Source organism: Paracoccus sp. PAR01, assembly GCF_014851995.1.
Classification (GTDB): domain Bacteria; phylum Pseudomonadota; class Alphaproteobacteria; order Rhodobacterales; family Rhodobacteraceae; genus Paracoccus; species Paracoccus litorisediminis.
Genome location: NZ_JACVAW010000023.1, coordinates 1 through 16109 on the forward strand (window position 1 = coordinate 1; position 16109 = coordinate 16109).

At 65.5% G+C, this 16109-nt stretch carries 15 protein-coding genes, 1 pseudogene and 1 riboswitch; of the genes and pseudogenes, 3 read left to right on the forward strand and 13 right to left on the reverse strand.

Annotated elements, in window-relative coordinates; genetic code table 11:
• Together purU and IB235_RS21320 are read left to right on the forward strand one after the other, a co-directional pair.
• Nucleotides 1–107, forward strand: a pseudogene (purU, locus tag IB235_RS21315) (formyltetrahydrofolate deformylase); the annotation flags it as partial.
• Between the two features lie 86 nt (nt 108–193).
• Nucleotides 194–829, forward strand: coding sequence for an XRE family transcriptional regulator (locus IB235_RS21320; protein WP_155042158.1), 636 nt, complete (start codon nt 194–196; stop codon nt 827–829).
• A 45-nt stretch (nt 830–874) separates the two neighbouring features.
• Here the strand turns inward: IB235_RS21320 and IB235_RS21325 are convergent, their stop codons facing one another.
• The 8 genes from IB235_RS21325 to cbiE all read right to left on the reverse strand — a co-directional run bounded on the left by IB235_RS21325 (nt 875) and on the right by cbiE (nt 8869).
• Nucleotides 875–2260, reverse strand: a complete 1386-nt coding sequence (locus tag IB235_RS21325) for an ammonium transporter (protein ID WP_192338435.1) — start codon at nt 2258–2260, stop codon at nt 875–877.
• A gap of 784 nt (nt 2261–3044) precedes the next feature.
• Entirely contained in the window at nt 3045–3398 is a 354-nt protein-coding gene (locus IB235_RS21330; RefSeq protein ID WP_192338436.1) for a hypothetical protein, read from the reverse strand.
• A 58-nt stretch (nt 3399–3456) separates the two neighbouring features.
• Complete coding sequence (cobF, locus tag IB235_RS21335; RefSeq protein ID WP_192338437.1) at nt 3457–4212, reverse strand: precorrin-6A synthase (deacetylating); 756 nt, start codon at nt 4210–4212, stop codon at nt 3457–3459.
• Between the two features lie 60 nt (nt 4213–4272).
• Nucleotides 4273–4947 (reverse strand): energy-coupling factor ABC transporter permease, encoded by a 675-nt coding sequence (locus tag IB235_RS21340; RefSeq protein ID WP_192338438.1) that lies wholly within the window; start codon nt 4945–4947, stop codon nt 4273–4275.
• A gap of 57 nt (nt 4948–5004) precedes the next feature.
• A riboswitch (cobalamin riboswitch) is annotated at nt 5005–5190 on the reverse strand.
• Nucleotides 5191–5201: 11 nt separating this feature from the next.
• Nucleotides 5202–6524, reverse strand: coding sequence for a cobyrinate a,c-diamide synthase (locus tag IB235_RS21345; protein ID WP_192338439.1), 1323 nt, complete (start codon nt 6522–6524; stop codon nt 5202–5204).
• A complete protein-coding gene (gene cobM, locus IB235_RS21350) occupies nt 6517–7311 on the reverse strand; it encodes a precorrin-4 C(11)-methyltransferase (protein WP_192338440.1) in 795 nt (264 codons plus the stop codon). Before cobM ends, IB235_RS21345 begins: the two co-directional genes overlap by 8 nt.
• Entirely contained in the window at nt 7308–7676 is a 369-nt protein-coding gene (locus IB235_RS21355; RefSeq protein ID WP_192338441.1) for a cobalamin biosynthesis protein, read from the reverse strand. Before IB235_RS21355 ends, cobM begins: the two co-directional genes overlap by 4 nt.
• Complete coding sequence (cbiE, locus tag IB235_RS21360) at nt 7673–8869, reverse strand: precorrin-6y C5,15-methyltransferase (decarboxylating) subunit CbiE (RefSeq protein WP_192338442.1); 1197 nt, start codon at nt 8867–8869, stop codon at nt 7673–7675. The genes IB235_RS21355 and cbiE overlap by 4 nt, the downstream gene beginning before the upstream one ends.
• Here cbiE and IB235_RS21365 point away from each other — a divergent pair.
• Complete coding sequence (locus IB235_RS21365) at nt 8868–9620, forward strand: cobalt-precorrin-6A reductase (RefSeq protein WP_192338443.1); 753 nt, start codon at nt 8868–8870, stop codon at nt 9618–9620. The genes cbiE and IB235_RS21365 overlap by 2 nt on opposite strands.
• On the opposite strand, the gene cobJ is transcribed toward IB235_RS21365, so the two are convergent.
• From cobJ to cobN, 5 genes are read right to left on the reverse strand one after another with little or no spacing between them, the layout of a single operon-like run.
• Complete coding sequence (cobJ, locus tag IB235_RS21370; RefSeq protein ID WP_192338444.1) at nt 9593–10345, reverse strand: precorrin-3B C(17)-methyltransferase; 753 nt, start codon at nt 10343–10345, stop codon at nt 9593–9595. The genes IB235_RS21365 and cobJ overlap by 28 nt on opposite strands.
• On the reverse strand, nt 10342–11070 hold the full coding sequence (locus IB235_RS21375; RefSeq protein ID WP_192338445.1) for a precorrin-2 C(20)-methyltransferase: 729 nt from the start codon (nt 11068–11070) through the stop codon (nt 10342–10344). The genes cobJ and IB235_RS21375 overlap by 4 nt, the downstream gene beginning before the upstream one ends.
• Nucleotides 11067–11696, reverse strand: a complete 630-nt coding sequence (locus IB235_RS21380) for a precorrin-8X methylmutase (RefSeq protein WP_192338446.1) — start codon at nt 11694–11696, stop codon at nt 11067–11069. Before IB235_RS21380 ends, IB235_RS21375 begins: the two co-directional genes overlap by 4 nt.
• Nucleotides 11697–11699: 3 nt before the next feature.
• Nucleotides 11700–12860: a precorrin-3B synthase gene (gene cobG, locus IB235_RS21385; RefSeq protein ID WP_192338447.1), complete on the reverse strand. Its 1161-nt coding sequence runs from the start codon at nt 12858–12860 to the stop codon at nt 11700–11702.
• Nucleotides 12857–16099, reverse strand: a complete 3243-nt coding sequence (gene cobN, locus IB235_RS21390; protein WP_192338448.1) for a cobaltochelatase subunit CobN — start codon at nt 16097–16099, stop codon at nt 12857–12859. The genes cobG and cobN overlap by 4 nt, the downstream gene beginning before the upstream one ends.
• Nucleotides 16100–16109: the final 10 nt, after the last annotated feature.

Consider the following 16109-nt stretch of genomic DNA (forward strand, 5'->3'; position numbering starts at 1 on the left):
CCCGCGCCATCCATGCCCATATCCATCGCCGGTCCTTCCTCAACGGCAACAAGACCGTCATCTTCCCCGCATCACCCGGAAGCTATGCCAGCGAAAGAATGGGGTAAGTACCGAAACGCCCACGGGCCAGTCGGCAATTGTCCGCCATTCAGATAAATTGTAAGTTTCCTGGCAGGAAATACAGGAACGCAGAATGGCCAAGAATGTCGAGAAATTGACCCAGAATCCGCATGCTTTGCGCGACACCCCCGAACGCAATCTGGAGGTTGCGATCGGTCGCGTCGTGCGCGATTTGCGCAAACGCCAGCGGATGACCGTCGCGGATCTCTCGGTGCAGACGGGGATTTCGACCGGCATGCTGTCCAAGATCGAAAACGGGGTGATCTCTCCCTCGCTGACCACCCTGCAATCCTTGGCGAACGCGTTGCGCGTCCCGCTGATGCAGCTGTTTTCGGGCTATGCCGAGCCCCGTGGCGCCATGCATGTGAAGGCCGATCAGGGGGTCGAGATCGAGCGGGCCGGAACCCGCGCCGGTCATCAATACCATTTGCTTGGCCATATCGGCTCAAACAACTCCGGCGTCGTGGTTGAACCCTACATGATCACCCTAACCACCGAGAGCGACCGTTTCCCCATGTTCCAGCATGAGGGGATCGAGTTGCTCTATATGCTCGAAGGGGTGGTCGGCTATCGCCATGGCGAGCAGGTCTACCAACTCGAGCCCGGTGACACGCTGCTTTTCGACGCCGATGCACCGCATGGTCCGGTGGATCTGATCGCGCTGCCGGCGCGCTATCTGTCGATCATCACCTATCCGCAAAGCAAATGAAAACTCCGGGCGCGTGACGCCCGGAGCAAAACCCTATCGCCTGTGTCAATGCTGCTTACTGACCGACATGGCGGGTTGCAGCACCGGCTGCGCCTCATGCAGCGGCACCGGTGCGCCGCCATAGACGCCATCGCCCAGACGGTATCCGACCTCGCCATGCTCGCCGGTATCGAGACCTTCGAACTCGGTTTCCTGATCGACGCGCAAGCCGACCAGCAGATCCGCCGCCTTCAGCGCAATGAAGGTCGTGACTGCCGAAACCAGAATACTGAAGCCCATGATCGAGACCTGCGGCACCATTTGCGACAGCATGCTGCGCCCTTCGGCATAGCCAAGACCGCCCAGACCGGGTGACGCGAAGATCACCGTCAGGATGCCGCCGACAAAGGCCGCGACGCCATGCACGCCAAAGACATCGAAGGAATCGTCGTAGCCAAAGCGCCGCTTCACGGATTCAACAAAGAGAACGCAGAAGGGCGTCACCAGGAAGCCAATGGCAATGGCACCGCCCGGTCCGACGAAACCACAGGCCGGGGTAATGGCGACCAGACCAGCGATCGTGCCCGAGAGCAGGCCAAAGGTGCTGGGGCGCTTGCGATGAAACCATTCGACGGCCATCCAGCCAAGCGCACCGCCTGCACCGCCCAGCATGGTGTTCAGCATGACGAGGGTGGCAAATCCGCTCGCCGCCAGCGCACAACCACCGCAGAAGGCCAGCCAGCCGACCCACAGCATCGCACCCCCGGTATAGGTCATGGTCAGGTTGTGGGGGGCCATCATCTGTGTGCCGTAACCCTTGCGCGGCCCCAGAACCAGCGCGCAGACCAGTGCCGCGATGCCTGCGTTCAGGTGGACGACATTCCCACCCGCGAAATCCTGCACGCCGACATTGAAGACCCAACCACCTCCCCAGGCCATATGGGCCATCGGGATATAGTTGATGGTCAGCCAGATCCCCATGAAGATCAGTACCGCCGCGAACTTCATCCGCTCGGCAAAGGCGCCCACGATGATCGGGGGCGTGATGGCCGCAAACATCATCATGAACAGCATGTAGAGGTATTCAGGGATCGTCCCGACCAGACTGTCCGTGGTGATACCGGCCAGGAACAGCTTCGAAGTGCCGCCGATCACGGCATTCAGCGGGCTCTCTCCGTCGAAAGTCAGCGAGTAACCATAGGCCGTCCACAACACGCAGATCAGCGCGATCGAGGCCAATATCTGGGTCAGCACCGACAGCACGTTCTTGCTGCGCGCCATGCCCGCATAGAACAGGCCCAGTCCCGGCAGCATCATCAGCATGACGATCAGCGCGCATGTCGCGACAAAAGCGGTATCCCCGGCGCTAAGCGTGGGGGCAACCTCCTGCGCATTGCCGATCACGGGAAATGCGGCCACAAGCAAGGCCGGAGAGGCTGTCTTCAGGTTCATGGCTTACCCTCATTGTGAGCATCACAGAAACGATGAGGGACAGGTTTCCATCCTCTGGGCAGTTTCCCTTGGGTGAATTGTTTTCTTTATGAAGAAAAATTTTGTCGTGCCGAATTCGACATCAGAATGATGGCTTACCGCGCCAGATCGCAGACAAATGCGCAGAAACTGCGCAGTTTCAGCAGCGATTTGTTACGAGTCGGCAGCCTCTTCTCCATGATGCAAGTCAACTGCATTCCGAGCCCGATGCCCGCCACGCCATTGGTCCGAAAGATCGCACGAACCGGACATGCCGGCCACGTTTGTCTGGCCCCGAGTCTGGCCACCCTCAAGAAGCGATCGCGATCAGTAAAGCGCCGCATCAAGTCCAGGAGCACAACTTCGCAGCCGAAAACCTACATGATGCCCATCCGGAACCCGGTGCTTTCCAGATGACTTGCTGGCACGCACGGCATTCTGAACGGGTCAAGCACTTGTTAGGTCGGATCGACAAGCGAGTAATGCCCGCTCAATAATCATCTTTTTGGTAACTCAATAATACTGTTAATCTTTTCAATTCACCAATTATCAACCAAAATAAGTGTCACTAGGTCGAAAAAATCGCGCGTCGCGCAAGTAATTAATAAGGACGATAACTTCCACAACCTTATGAAAACGGACGGAATTGAAACGATATAGTTGTATAGGTAGATCACATAAACGGATGACCAAGGTCATTTAAAATTAATGCCTCTGTACGTAGCCAAAAATAGGGCTGAGACTATAAAGACAGCGCTTGTTCATTTCAATCATTCATCGAATAACGACCTACCCGGACATGCGGACGCCGAAGTGGAAGCCGAACGATGGCGACATGCTGGTATGAGCGGCAATATTGCGTGCGGTCTCCTTCGGCGACATCGTTCGCGTCAGTTTCGGCAGACCCCTGCCGAAGCCGGTTGATCGCGTGTTGATCTGCGGTTCGACCTATCTGCACAACAACATTGATTACGAAGCGGCCAACAAGACCCTCTTTCTGCCCCGGCCACGCCCAGCCCCGCGCCGAGCAGAAAGAAGCCATCGCGCTGCGTTCGGGCCACTCCTTCAGGAAGTCAGCCTTGTCGTGTCGCACCCACCAAATACGATAAATGCGCGACACGAAACATGGCCTGAGAAGGGCTTCGGTCCGGCCACAAGGCGAAGACACCGCGCTATCGTCAGTACGCACCCGACTGTCCGACAGATCGCCGCAGCAGATAGGTGTCCATGATCCAGCCATGACGCTCACGCGCCTCGGCGCGGCGTGCGATGATGCGAGGGCCTGCCTCGTGCAGCGCGCCAGCCTCAAGGATCTGCTCGGACATGCCAAGGAAGGTGCCCCACCAGATGGTCAGCCCCTCGGGATCAAGCATTTGGAAACTGCATTCGCCGTCCAGCATGACAACGATGGTCTCGGCCCCCTTGGGCCAGCCGTGATCGCGCAATTGGCGGCCCGTCGTCACCGTCACCGCACCATTGACAGTATTGAAGGGAATGGCATGCGCAGCCGTCAGCGCCTGAAGGGCGGTAATGCCCGGAACGACCCGCAGCCGCGGTTTTGGGTCCAGGCGTCCGGCAATCCGCAGCGTGCTGTCATATAGCCCCGGATCGCCCCAGACCAGCAGCGCGACCGGCCCGCTGCGCCCTGCATCCTTGACCGTTTGCGCCCAGATCGTCGCAATCTGGTCGTGCCACCGCTCAACCCGCTGACCATAGGGCAGTGCCGCATCCCGCTGCGGCATGTCGAATTCGACGACCTTGCCCGCCGCGCCGCAATCCCGCAGGATCTGGTGACGCAGATGCGCCAGATCCTCCTTGCCCGCGCCTTTGCGGGGGATCAGGATCAGATCGGCCTCGCGCAGGGCCTGAACCCCCTCCAGCGTTACATGGCTGGGATTGCCCGTGCCAATACCGACAAGCCACAGTTCCTGCATCCGTCACTCCTTGGGAATGGGGCGGACCCGACACGGCCCGCCCCCTGGTTGAAGCCGCGTTCAGGCCGCGTAAAGCCTGCGTGTCACCAGCGCCGTCTGGCCCGAGGGGCGCAGCGCCTTGGCGAGCGCCAGCGCGACAAGATCGGCGACGGGTTCAATCAGCACCACCAGCATGTAGGCGGCACCGAAACTGACGATCGAGGCCATGTTCTCGGCCCCGAACCCGTGGCCGTAGATCGCCCAGAAGGCCACCCAGACCACCACGCCGCCCTGATAGGCCAGCGACAGCTTGAGCACATCGGCATATTTCAGATCGACATAGGCGGTGTCGGCGGGAATGACCCGACGCGCCAGAGTATCGATCACGAAAAGCGGCATCAGCAGCGTCGTCACGTTCACGAAATACATCGGCAGATCGGTCGGGGCAAAGAACATCCCCTGCACCAGCAGGCCCAAGGCCAGACCCAGTGCCGCAGGCGCCGCTCCAAAGATCAGGAACAGCGTCGTGCCAAGGATAAAGTGCACCTCGGAGATGCCGACGGGGAAATGCGGCAGGATCTCGAAAAAGACAAAGGTGGTGGCGGCCCCGATCACGCTGCGCAGCGCGAAGGAGCCGGCGTGGTGATGCTTCAGATCATCCAGCGCCAGTTTGACGGTATAGGCGGCGGCAGCGGCGGCCGTGCCATAGGCCAGGACCATCTTGGCCCCGTCTACGATTCCGGGTTCGATATGCATGTCAGTCATCCTGTATCTGTGCCGCCCCTCCGGCGGCGATTGCGCCGCATCGCGCGGCAAGGATTTTTCATCGTCGGCAGGTCTCCTGACTTGCGGGTCAAGGCGGGGGTCGGTCCTTCCCGGCGTTGGGGCCAGTGGTTGTTCCGCTCCGCTCTCCGCTTACAGTTGCGGGGGCAGTCCGGGTCTTGCACCCGGTTCCCTTTTCAGCCGCCCGAGGGCGGCACCGAAGATGATCGGTGGTCATGTGTTGCCGGTCAGCCTCCTTCCGTTGCGATAAGATGAAAGAATGTGCCGGTGACGTTGCCGCGTCGCGATCCGGTCTCGGCCACGGGCGATCCGTCGGCATCAAAGACCGCCGCAAGGGCGCTGTCAGGCTGTTCAAGGATGGTCGAGTAATGGAATTCGTGCCCGCGCAGAACCGCGCCCGCCAGATGGCCGGGCATGGCCGTGGAAAGGACCGCGCGGCGATAGCCCAGATGCAGCCTGCGCTGCTGATAGGAAGTGACCAGACCCAGCAGCCCCGCCATGGGATGCGTCACCCCTTGGCTGTCCACCAAAGCCTGTCCCAGCACCATGTAGCCCCCGCATTCGCCATGCACCGGCCTTGTCAGGGCATGTTGCCGCAGCCCGTCAAGGAAACGCGTGGCCGCAGCCAGCCGCCCGGCATGCAGTTCCGGATAGCCGCCCGGAAGCCAGACCAGATCGGCCCCGGCATCCGGGGCTTCATCCGCCAAGGGGGAAAACGGCAGGATCTCGGCCCCGGCCTCATGCCAGCCTTCCAGCAGATGCGGATAGGTGAAGGAAAAGGCCGCATCACGGGCAAGGGCGATGCGCTGTGCCGGGGGGCGTGGTCCCCGGCCAGCTTGCGGCGGTTGGCTGCCCCGCGCGGCGGCAATGATCGCGCTTAGGTCGACATGCTGGCGCAGGAAGGCCGCGTATCCGGCGATGGCGGTTTCCAGATCGGGATGCTCGACCGCTTGGATCAGGCCCAGATGACGCTCGGGCAGGGTCAGGTCGCCGCGCCGGGGCAGCGCGCCAAGCACCGGCAGGCCCGCCTGCTCCATTCCCAGCCGGACCAGCCTTTCATGCCGGGGGCTGGCCACCCGGTTCAGGATTACCCCGGCAATGGTCAGGTCGGCGGCATAACGGGCAAAACCCAATGCCGTCGCCGCCGCCGATTGTGCCTGCCCGCTCACGTCAATCACCAGCACCACCGGCCAGCCCATCGCCCGCGCAGTCTCCGCGCTGGAGCCGAAACCGCCAAGCCCTCGGCTGGCCACGCCGTCGAACAGCCCCATCGAGCCTTCGGCCACGCAGATATCGGCCCCTGCCGCCCGCGCGGCAATTGCACCGAACAACCCTTCACCCATCGCCCAATTGTCCAGATTGAACGAGGCGCGGCCACTGGCAGCGCGGTGAAAGGCCGGGTCGATGTAATCCGGCCCCGACTTGAAGGGCTGCACCACCAGACCATCATCAGTCAGCGCCCGCAGCAGCCCCAGCATCACCGTCGTCTTGCCCGTCCCCGAAGCCGGGGCCGAGATCATCAGCCCCGGTGGCCAGCCGCGATCAGTCATCGCCTTCGCTCCAACCGGCCCACGGGCTGGCGACGGATTGCGGGCGATAGCGGCGGTCGTAATCCGGCGCATAAAGGCGGCTTTCCTGAAAATCGCCGGACCCCAGCGCGTGCCCGACAAGGATCAGCGCCGTCCGCTCGATCCCCTGCCCGATCTCGGCCTCGATCGTCGCCAGTGTCGCACGAACAATGCGCTCATCGGGCCAGCTTGCGCGCCAGACCACGGCGACCGGGCAATCCGCGCCGTAATGTGGGATCAACTCGGCTGTCACCCGCGACAGGTTCTGGATCGACAGATGCAGCGCCAGCGTCGCCCCGGTCGCGCCAAAGGCGGCCAGCGTCTCGGAAGGCGGCATGGACGAGGCCCGCCCCGAGGTCCGCGTCAACACCACCGATTGCGCCACCCCCGGCAGGGTCAGTTCTGCGCCAAGCGCTGCCGCCGCCGCTGCAAAGGACGGCACGCCCGGCGTCACCGTATAGGGGATGCACAACGCGTTCAGGCGGCGGATCTGTTCGCCCATCGCCGACCAGACCGACAGATCGCCCGAATGCAGCCGCGCCACATCATGCCCCTTGTCATGGGCGGCGCTGATCTCGGCCATGATCGCATCCAGATCCAGCGGCGCGGTGTTCACGATCCGCGCACCGGGCGGGCAATGGGACAGCACCGCCTCGGGGACCAGCGATCCAGCATATAGGCAGACCGGCGAGGCCGCGATGATATCGCGCCCGCGCAACGTCAACAGGTCGGGAGAGCCGGGACCGGCTCCGATGAAATGCACGGTCATGGGCCTTCTCCTATGGCTATGGCGCAGGTGGCGAGGCGGTCGCCCGAAATGACGCGCGGCCCGATCAGCCGCGCGTTTCGACCGGCAGCGGCCAATGCCGCCGCCTCGGCCAGACTGCCCGTCCCCCGCGCCTGCAGTGAGGCGGGCGAGCGGGTCGGCGCAAGTTGCACGGCGATCAGGTCAGGCGTTATCCCGATTGCCGGAATGCCTGATGCGGCGGCGAAGTTCTGAAAACACCGGGCCGTCGATTTGTCGTCGGCGGTCGCCAGCCGGTCGACCGTACCCCCGCCCAAGGCGCGCGTCAGCGCATCGGACAGGCTGGCCATTGAGGCCGAAGCGCGAAATCCAAATCCCGCGACGATCACAGGGTGACGCTCCACTGAACGACCGGATAGGCCGCGTCCCATGCCCGCTTGCTGCCAAGCGGCACGGCCCTTGCCAGTGCGATCTTCATCAGATCACCGCCCAACCGGGCCTGCCAATCGACCAGCAGCGCCTCGGATTCCAAGGTCACCGCATGGGCAACCAACCGCGTGCCACGGGGCAGATGCGCGAGATGTTCCAGAAGCGCAGCGGACAGACCGCCGCCGACAAAGACCGCCTGCGGCAGGGGCAGCGCCTGCAATGCCTCGGGGGCGGCACCGTGAATGACGCTAAGCCGGTCGACCCCCAGCCGGTCCGCATTGCCCAGCATACGCGCGACCCGGTCGGCGCGCGGCTCGATGCTGATCGCCGAGGTCGCGGGATCGGCCAGCAGCCATTCGATCCCGATCGACCCCGAGCCGCCGCCGATATCCCACAGCAATTCTCCCGGCTTCGGCGCCAGCGCCGACAACGCCAGCGCCCGGACCGGGCGCTTGGTGATCTGGCCGTCGCTTTCGAAAAACTCATCCGCGATCCCCGAGCATCTGGGCAGCGCCTGCCCCGCCCCCGCACATTCCAGCGCCACCGCCACGGGATGCTGGAAATCCTGTCTATCGACCTGATGCGCTGCCAGCCGGGTGACCCTTTCCCGCGGCCCGCCAAGCGCCTCGAGCACCGCTATCTGACTGTCTCCGAAACCCAGATCCGCCAGATAGTGACCCAGTTCCCGGACCGCCGCGCCGTCGCGCAGCAGCACGATAGCCTTGGTCCCAGCCGCCAGATGCGGGCGCATCCGAGTCAGCGGCGCGGCGTGCAGGCCAAGGCAGACCACCTGTTCAAGCGGCCAACCCAGCCGCGACGCCGCCAGCGAAACGGTCGAGGGGCCGGGGATCGCCTGCCATTCGTCGCGCTCCAGTTCGCGCGCAATCACGCTGCCCGCCCCAAACCAGAACGGATCACCCGAGGCCAGAACCACCACACGACGTCCCCGGACCCGCATCAGCACCGGCAAGCCGTCCGCGAAAGGCACGGGCCAGACGATCCTTTCGGCCGCCAGATCGGGAAGCAGGCCCAGATGCCGGGGCGGGCCCATGACGATCTCGGCCGAAGCCAGCGCCGCATGGCTTGCAGGGGACAGGCCTTCCGGTCCATTTTCGCCGACGCCAAGAATGGTCAGCCACGGAGTTCTAGCCATGCGTTTCAATGTCCTGATCCTGGGCGGGACGACCGAGGCGCGCGAACTGGCGCGGCGCATGGCCGATGCGGGCATGATCGGCACCATCTCGCTGGCCGGACGGGTCGAGAGCCCCCGTCCCCAGCCCCTGCCGCATCGCGTGGGCGGCTTTGGCGGAGCCGAGGGGCTGGCCCACCACATTGCCGACGGCGGATACAGCCATGTCGTCGACGCCACCCATCCCTTTGCGGCGCGGATCAGCGCCAATGCGGTCGCGGCCTGCGCCGAAACCGACGTGCCGCTGATCCGGCTGACCCGTCCGCCATGGCAACCGGTTGATGGTGATCGCTGGACCCACGTTCCCGACATTTCGGCGGCCTCTACCGCGCTGGAGGGACCGGCAAGGCGGGTGATGCTGGCGGTGGGGCGGCAGCACCTGTCCGATTTCGCCGGAAATCCCCAGCATTTCTATCTGCTGCGACTGGTCGATCCTCCCGTGGACCCTTTGCCGCTGCCCAATGCGCAGGTCATCGTCGATCGCGGACCTTACCGGGCCGAGGGTGACCGCGCCCTCATGCGGACGCATGGAATCGACATCGTCGTATCCAAGAATTCCGGCGGCGGCGGAGCCTATGCCAAGATCGAGGCCGCGCGGTCGCTGAACCTGCCAGTGTTGATGATCGAGCGTCCGACGCTGCCCCCGGTGACGGAAGTGCATGAGGTCGATGCGGTGCTGCGCTGGTATCATGCTGGCACCGAACGCGGCGTATAGACGATGGGCGCGCCGCCACGCCGGATCACGCGAGTGGCGGAGGACCCGACCAGAACCACGGTGCGCATATCGGCCATCTCGGGGCGTGCGTCAGACAGGCTGACCACCGTCAGTTCCTCATCCGGCGTCGAGACTGCGCGGGCGAAAATCAGCACCCTTCCCGGTTCACAGCATTCGCGCAGGATGCCCAATGTGCGGGCAAAGCCCTCGGGGCGGGCTTTCGAGCGGGGGTTGTAAAGCGCGATGGCGAAATCCGCCTCGACCGCCAGCCGCAATCGGCGCGCGATCAGGTCCCAAGGCTTCAGGTTGTCGCTCAGGTTTATCGCGCAGAAATCATGACCAAGGGGGGCGCCAGCCCGTGCCGCCGCCGCCAGCATTGCAGTCACACCGGGCAGGACGCGGATATCCAGATCGCGCCATGCCTGCGGCCCGGCCTCCAGCGCCTCGAACACGGCCGAGGCCATGGCGAAAACGCCGGGATCGCCCGAACTGACGACGACGACGCGACGGCCACTGTCCGCCATGGCCAGCGCATGCCGGGCGCGGTCAAGTTCGACCCGGTTGTCGCTTTCGTGCAGCACCAGCCCGGCGCGCGGGGCAATGCGTCGCACATAAGGGATGTAGCCGACGATCTCGGTGGCCTCATTCAGTGCCGCCGTGACTTCCGGCGTGATCATGCGCGGATCGCCCGGCCCCAGACCGGCGATGACCAGCCAACCGCTCATGGCCGCCGCCCCTGTCCATGGACAATCACGATCGAGAAATAGGGCACGGTTCGTTCACCCGCCTCGGCCAGGGGGATGGCGCGCTCGGCCTCCATGCTGGCGCATTCGACCAGCCAGGCGCGGTCAAGCTTGCCTGCCAGTTCAAGCGCGCGGCGCACCTTGGGCAGGTTGCGCCCGACCTTCATCACCACGATGGCATCGGCGTCGGACATGCGCCGGGCCAGATCCAATTCAGACATGGTGCCCAGAAGGACGGTCAGCACATCATCGCCCCATGTCACCGGAATGCCGGTGACGGTCCATGCCGCCGACATGCCGGTGATCGCGGGCACGACATGAACCGGAACCCGGCCTTGCAACCGGGCGTGCAAATGCATGAACGAGCCGTAGAAGAAGGGATCGCCTTCGCACAGCACGACCACATCCTCACCCGTCTGGGCCAAGGCGACCAGATGCGCGGTGACTTCCGTATAGAAGCCGGAAAGGGCCTGATTATAGGCGGGATCGTCCAGCGCGATCTCGGTCGTGACCGGATATTCCATCGCGAATTCGATGGCATCGGGGCGCAGCATGCCGTTGACGATGCCGCGCGCCCGACCCGGTCGCCCGGCCTTGCGGAAATAGGCGACGTGGCGCGCGCCTCGCAGCAGCCGGTCGGCGCGCACGCTCATCAACTCGGGGTCGCCGGGGCCAAGGCCGACGCCGTGGATGGTGCCGCAGGTCATTCCGCGCGGCTCGCAATGGCGTTGATGGCGGCGACGGTGATGGCGCTGCCGCCCAAGCGGCCCTTGACGATGACGCAGGGCGCGGGCTGCGCGTCCCACAGCGCCTGTTTGGATTCCGCGGCACCGACAAAGCCGACCGGGCAGCCGATGATCGCCGCGGGGCGCGGGCAGGAGGGGTCCTCGAGCATCTCCAGCAGATGGAACAGCGCCGTCGGCGCATTGCCGATGGCGACCAGCGCGCCGTCCAGATGCGGCCGCCACAGTTCCAGCGCGGCGGCGGAACGGGTCGTGCCAAGCTGAGTGGCCAGACCGGCAACCTCGGGGGCGTGCAAGGTGCAGATCACCTCGTTTCCGGCGGGCAGGCGCGGGCGGGTCACGCCTTCGCTGACCATGCGCGCATCGCAAAGGATCGGCGCGCCGCCCTGCAAAGCCTGCCGCGCGCGGGCCACCATGCCGGGGGAAAAGCGGATCTGCTCCTCCAGCCCGACCAGCCCGGCAGCGTGGATCATGCGAACCGCCACCCTTTCCTCATCGACATCGAAGCGGTCAAGGCGGGCCTCGGCCCGGATCGTCGCGAAGCTTTCGGCATAGATCGCCGCGCCATCGGTTTCATAGCTATATGGCATGTTTCATCCGCCCAGAATTTCGTGGATTTGCGCCAGAGACAGCGCGCGATGCGTGGGTGGGTCCCAAGCCGCACCGTTCCTGATCAGGTCAAACCCGCCCGATCCGCCCAGCAGCGTGAAATCGGCAGGCCCCGGCTGGGCACAACCCTTGGCGCAGCCCGAGACATGCAACCGCGCCCAAGACGGCAGCGATGCGGCAAGCTCCCGCGCCAGATCACGCGTCGCGATATTGGCCTGCGGGCAACCCGGCGCCCCCGTGCAGGCCTGAACCCGCAGGATCGGGTCGGCGGGATCTTGGATCATGCCTTCGGGGACGCTGGTGGCCGCCACCCCCGGCAGAAAGATCATCCGCCACGGGGTAATGCGCAGAACCGGAGCCCCGCTTGCCGCAAGCTGACGCAGGGCTTGGGCCGGAAGCAGCCCGAAAGCCACCCCAAGGCATAGCCCCCCGGCCTGCCGACCCGGCACTGGCGTCGCTGCCGTGGCATGGGGCGAATGCGTGCCGTCCAGATCCGCAGGCAGGATTGCGCCCTGCCCCAGATGCCGGGCCATGCGCCCCCTGCCATCCGAACCCACGCCACCCGAGGCGGTGAACCACCGCGCCAGATCCAGCGCCAGCCGCACCGCCGTTTCCGCATCGGGCACAAGCCGTCCCATCGGGCTGCCATCCGCGCGCAGGATCAACCCGTCGCGACGGGACTCAATGCGGATATCGCCGCTGATCCGGGCCAACTGGCGCTGCGGGCCAGCATCCACGACAAAGCCGAATTTCGACGGAAGGGCCGCGAATTCCGGCAGGGCCAGCCCCTGCATCAGCCCCGCCGCGATGCGGTTCTGCACACCCGGCCCGACAGGCCGAAACGGGTCGAGCACGATATTGCGCCGGGCCTCGACCTGAACATCGGCATCCAGCAAGTCCAACCCGGCCAGCGCCTCGATCAGCAGGGCATGGGCGTCGTCGGACAACCCGCGCAATTGCAGGTTCGCGCGGCTGGTCATCTCGATCAGGCCATTGCCATGCAACTGCGCCAGATCGGCCAAACCCGTCGCCTGAGCCGGGGTCAGTTCGCCCAGCGGTGGCCGGACCCGCAGCACCAGCCCGTCGCCCGCCATCATCGGTCGCCGCGCGCCGGGGCACCAGCCGCGAATAAGGGGCGCGGTCATGGCCGTCCCTCCATCGTGGCAAGGATCGAATTGCGGCGGGTCAGCCACAGCCCTGCCGCGTGCAATTCGGCGAAGCGTTGCTGCATGGCGTCGAAGGCCTGCGGGTTCGCGTCCCGCAGAAAACCCGCGACCGCGCCATCCCCCAGCGTCGCGTCCCAATACAGGTCGAACAGCGCCGAGGGGACCACGCCCGCCAGATGCGCAAAGGCGGCCATGTTTTCCAAGGTCGCCGCGATTTCGGCCGCGCCGCGAAAACCGTGCCGCCGCATGCCCGCGATCCAGCCCGGATGCGCGGCGCGGGCATGGGTGACGCGGGCGATTTCCTCGGGCAGGCTGCGGGCGCGGGGGCGCGTCGGATCGGTCGCGTCCAGATGCAGCAGCGCCGCCTTGCCCCCGGTGACCGACATCGCTGCGGCGACGCCCGCCTCATGCGCGGCATAATCCTCGGCCAGCAGCAGGTCGGTTTCGGGCAGGTCCTGCACATGGACAAAGGCATCCGCGCTGCGGACACGCATTGCGATGCCCTTCGGGTCATGCGTGACCCGGTCGCCATCCACTGCCCAGCTTGAGGCGGCAAGCCATGCCTCGCCCGCCTTGCGGCGACCGGTTTCAGAGTAATCGCCCAGAAATTCACCCATCCCCAGACCGAAACTGCCCGGAGCAGGAGCAAAAACCCGGGCCAGGTCTTGACCGCTATAGGGGTTCCAATCCGGGCTTTCGTCGCGTGCGGCCAGCGCCCGCACCGCCTGCTGGAACAGCGCGGTCAGCGTCGGGAACAGGTCGCGGAACAGCCCCGAGATGCGCAGGGTCACGTCAAGCCGGGGCCGGTCGAGTTCCGCGATCGGCAGGATCTCGATGCCCGAGACCCGCTCGCTGCCCGCGTCCCAGATCGGGCGAACGCCCAGCAGGACCAGCGCCATGGCAAATTCCTCGCCCGCCGTGCGCATCGTGGCCGAGCCCCACAGGTCAAGGATGATGCCGCGCGGCCAGTCGCCATGATCCTGCAGATGCCGCCGCACCAGCTCATCGGCCAGCAGCCCACCTTGCGCATAGGCCGCGCGGCTGGGCAGGCTGCGCGGATCGGTCGTGTACAGATTGCGCCCGGTCGGCAGCACGTCCCGGCGTCCGCGCCAAGGCGAGCCTGCCGGCCCCGGCTCGATCCGCCGTCCGGCCAGCGCGTCAAGCAGGGATTGGCGTTCAGCCTTGGCACAGGTGCGGGTCAGGTCGTCTGACCGGTCGGGCGCGCGCCCCCAGACATGCAACCCGTCGCCGAACTGGCTGTCCTTCACATCGCAGACAAAGCGGTCGATGTCGGGGATCGAGCTGGCGTCGCCCGCGATATCAAGTCCCGCGCGTGCCGCCTCATCAAGGATATCCCCGGTCAGGCGGTCGCGGCGTTTCGGATCAAGGCCGTCGGCATTCGAGAACTCGTCAAGCAGCGCCTCCAGCCGCGCCAGTCGATGCGGCGTGCCCGAAACCTGCTGCGGCGGCGGGACATGACCCAGCGTGACCGCACCGATGCGCCGCTTGGCCTGCGCCGCCTCTCCGGGGTCGTTGACGATGAAGGGATAGATCACCGGCAGGTCGCGGATCAGCGCCTCGGGCCAGCAATCCGGTCCCAAGGCAACGGATTTGCCCGGCAGCCATTCCAGCGTGCCATGCGCGCCGACATGGACCAGCGCATCGGCCTGCTGCCGCAGCCACAGGTAAAAGGCGACATAGCCATGGCGCGGGACGCGGGACAGGTCGTGATATTCGGCGGCACGTTGGCCGGGCTGTCCCCGTTCAGGCTGCAAGGCGATGATGGCCTTGCCGCGCCGGAGCGCTGCAAAGGCAAAGCCTGCGGGCGTGGCATCCGGGTCGTCCTTGGCATCGCCCCAACTGGCGGCAAGGGCGTCGCGCAGCGTTTCGGGCAGGCGTGACAGGGCGGTAAGGTAATCCGCCATCGGCCAGTGAATGCGCGCCTTGGCCAGCGAGGTCAGCTCGCTGTCGGGCGGGATGTCATGGCCCGCCTGCGCAAGGTCCTGCAGGATCGCCTCGGCCGAGGCCAAGGCGTCCAGCCCCACCGCATGGGCCATGTTCCATTCCCGTCCCGGATAGCTGGACAGGACGACGGCCACCCGGCGCTGCGGGGCGCTGGTCGCAGCCAGACGATGCCAGCCCGCCACCCGGTCCGCGATGGCCGCGATGCGCTCGGGATCGGACAGATGCATCACCCGCGCAAACTCCAGATCGGCATCGCGGGCCGCCGCCGATTTGAAGGAGGCGACACCGGCAAAGATGCGCCCGTCCACTTCGGGCATGACCACATGCATGGCCAGATCGGCGGGGGACAGCCCGCGATCCGAAGCGCACCATGCCTGCCGGTCCGAGGTCGCAAGCGCCACCTGAAACGCCGGCACCCCTGCGGAATCCAGCGGCGATGCCCCCATCTCGCCCCGCGCGGAAAAGGCCGTCGCATTGACGATTGCAGCGGGGCGCAGGTACGCCACCTGCCCCGCCACCCATGCCGCCGCCGCATGTTTCAGCGACGGCACGAACATCGTCACGGCGCGAAACCCGCGCGTATGAAAGCTGCGGATCAGGGCCGCGATCGGGTCCAGATCGCCCGCCAGCAGATAGGAGCGGTAGAACAGGATCAGGATCAACGGCTGGCTGTCGTCCGGCTGCGCGTCAGACATGACACCCGCCTCCGGCGTCCAGAAGCCTTGCTCCGGTAGCGGCGGGGCGGCATCGGTGTCTGCGACAGGCAGCCCCGCAGCCTTGGCCAGAACGCCCAAAGCGGTCAGTGCCGCGTCAGCGCCGCCGGAATCGCAAAGCGCAGCCAGCCGTGCCAGCACCGGGGCCGGAAGGGTGGATGCCGCATCCAGCCGCGGATCGGGGCGACCATCGGCGGGCAGGACCGCCAGCGCGATGCCATTGCGGCGGGCCAGCGCCTCGATCTGTTGCAAGCCATAGGGCCAATAGGCGGTGCCGCCGATCAGCCGGACCAGGATCGCCTTGGCACCGGAAAGCGTCGCCTCGACATAGGTATCGACCGAAACCGGATGGGTCAGCGCGGCGATATTCGCCAGCCGCAGCCCCGGCAGCTGACCTGCTGCGCCATGCCATGCCGCCGCGAAAGCGCCAAGGTCGCTGTCCGAGAAGGACAGCACGACCATATCCGCAGGGCTTTGACCAAGGTCACGGGGGACCTCGGTTTCCTCAAGCCCGTGGCTTTCGCGGAAGACGACATGCATGCGGGGCGGT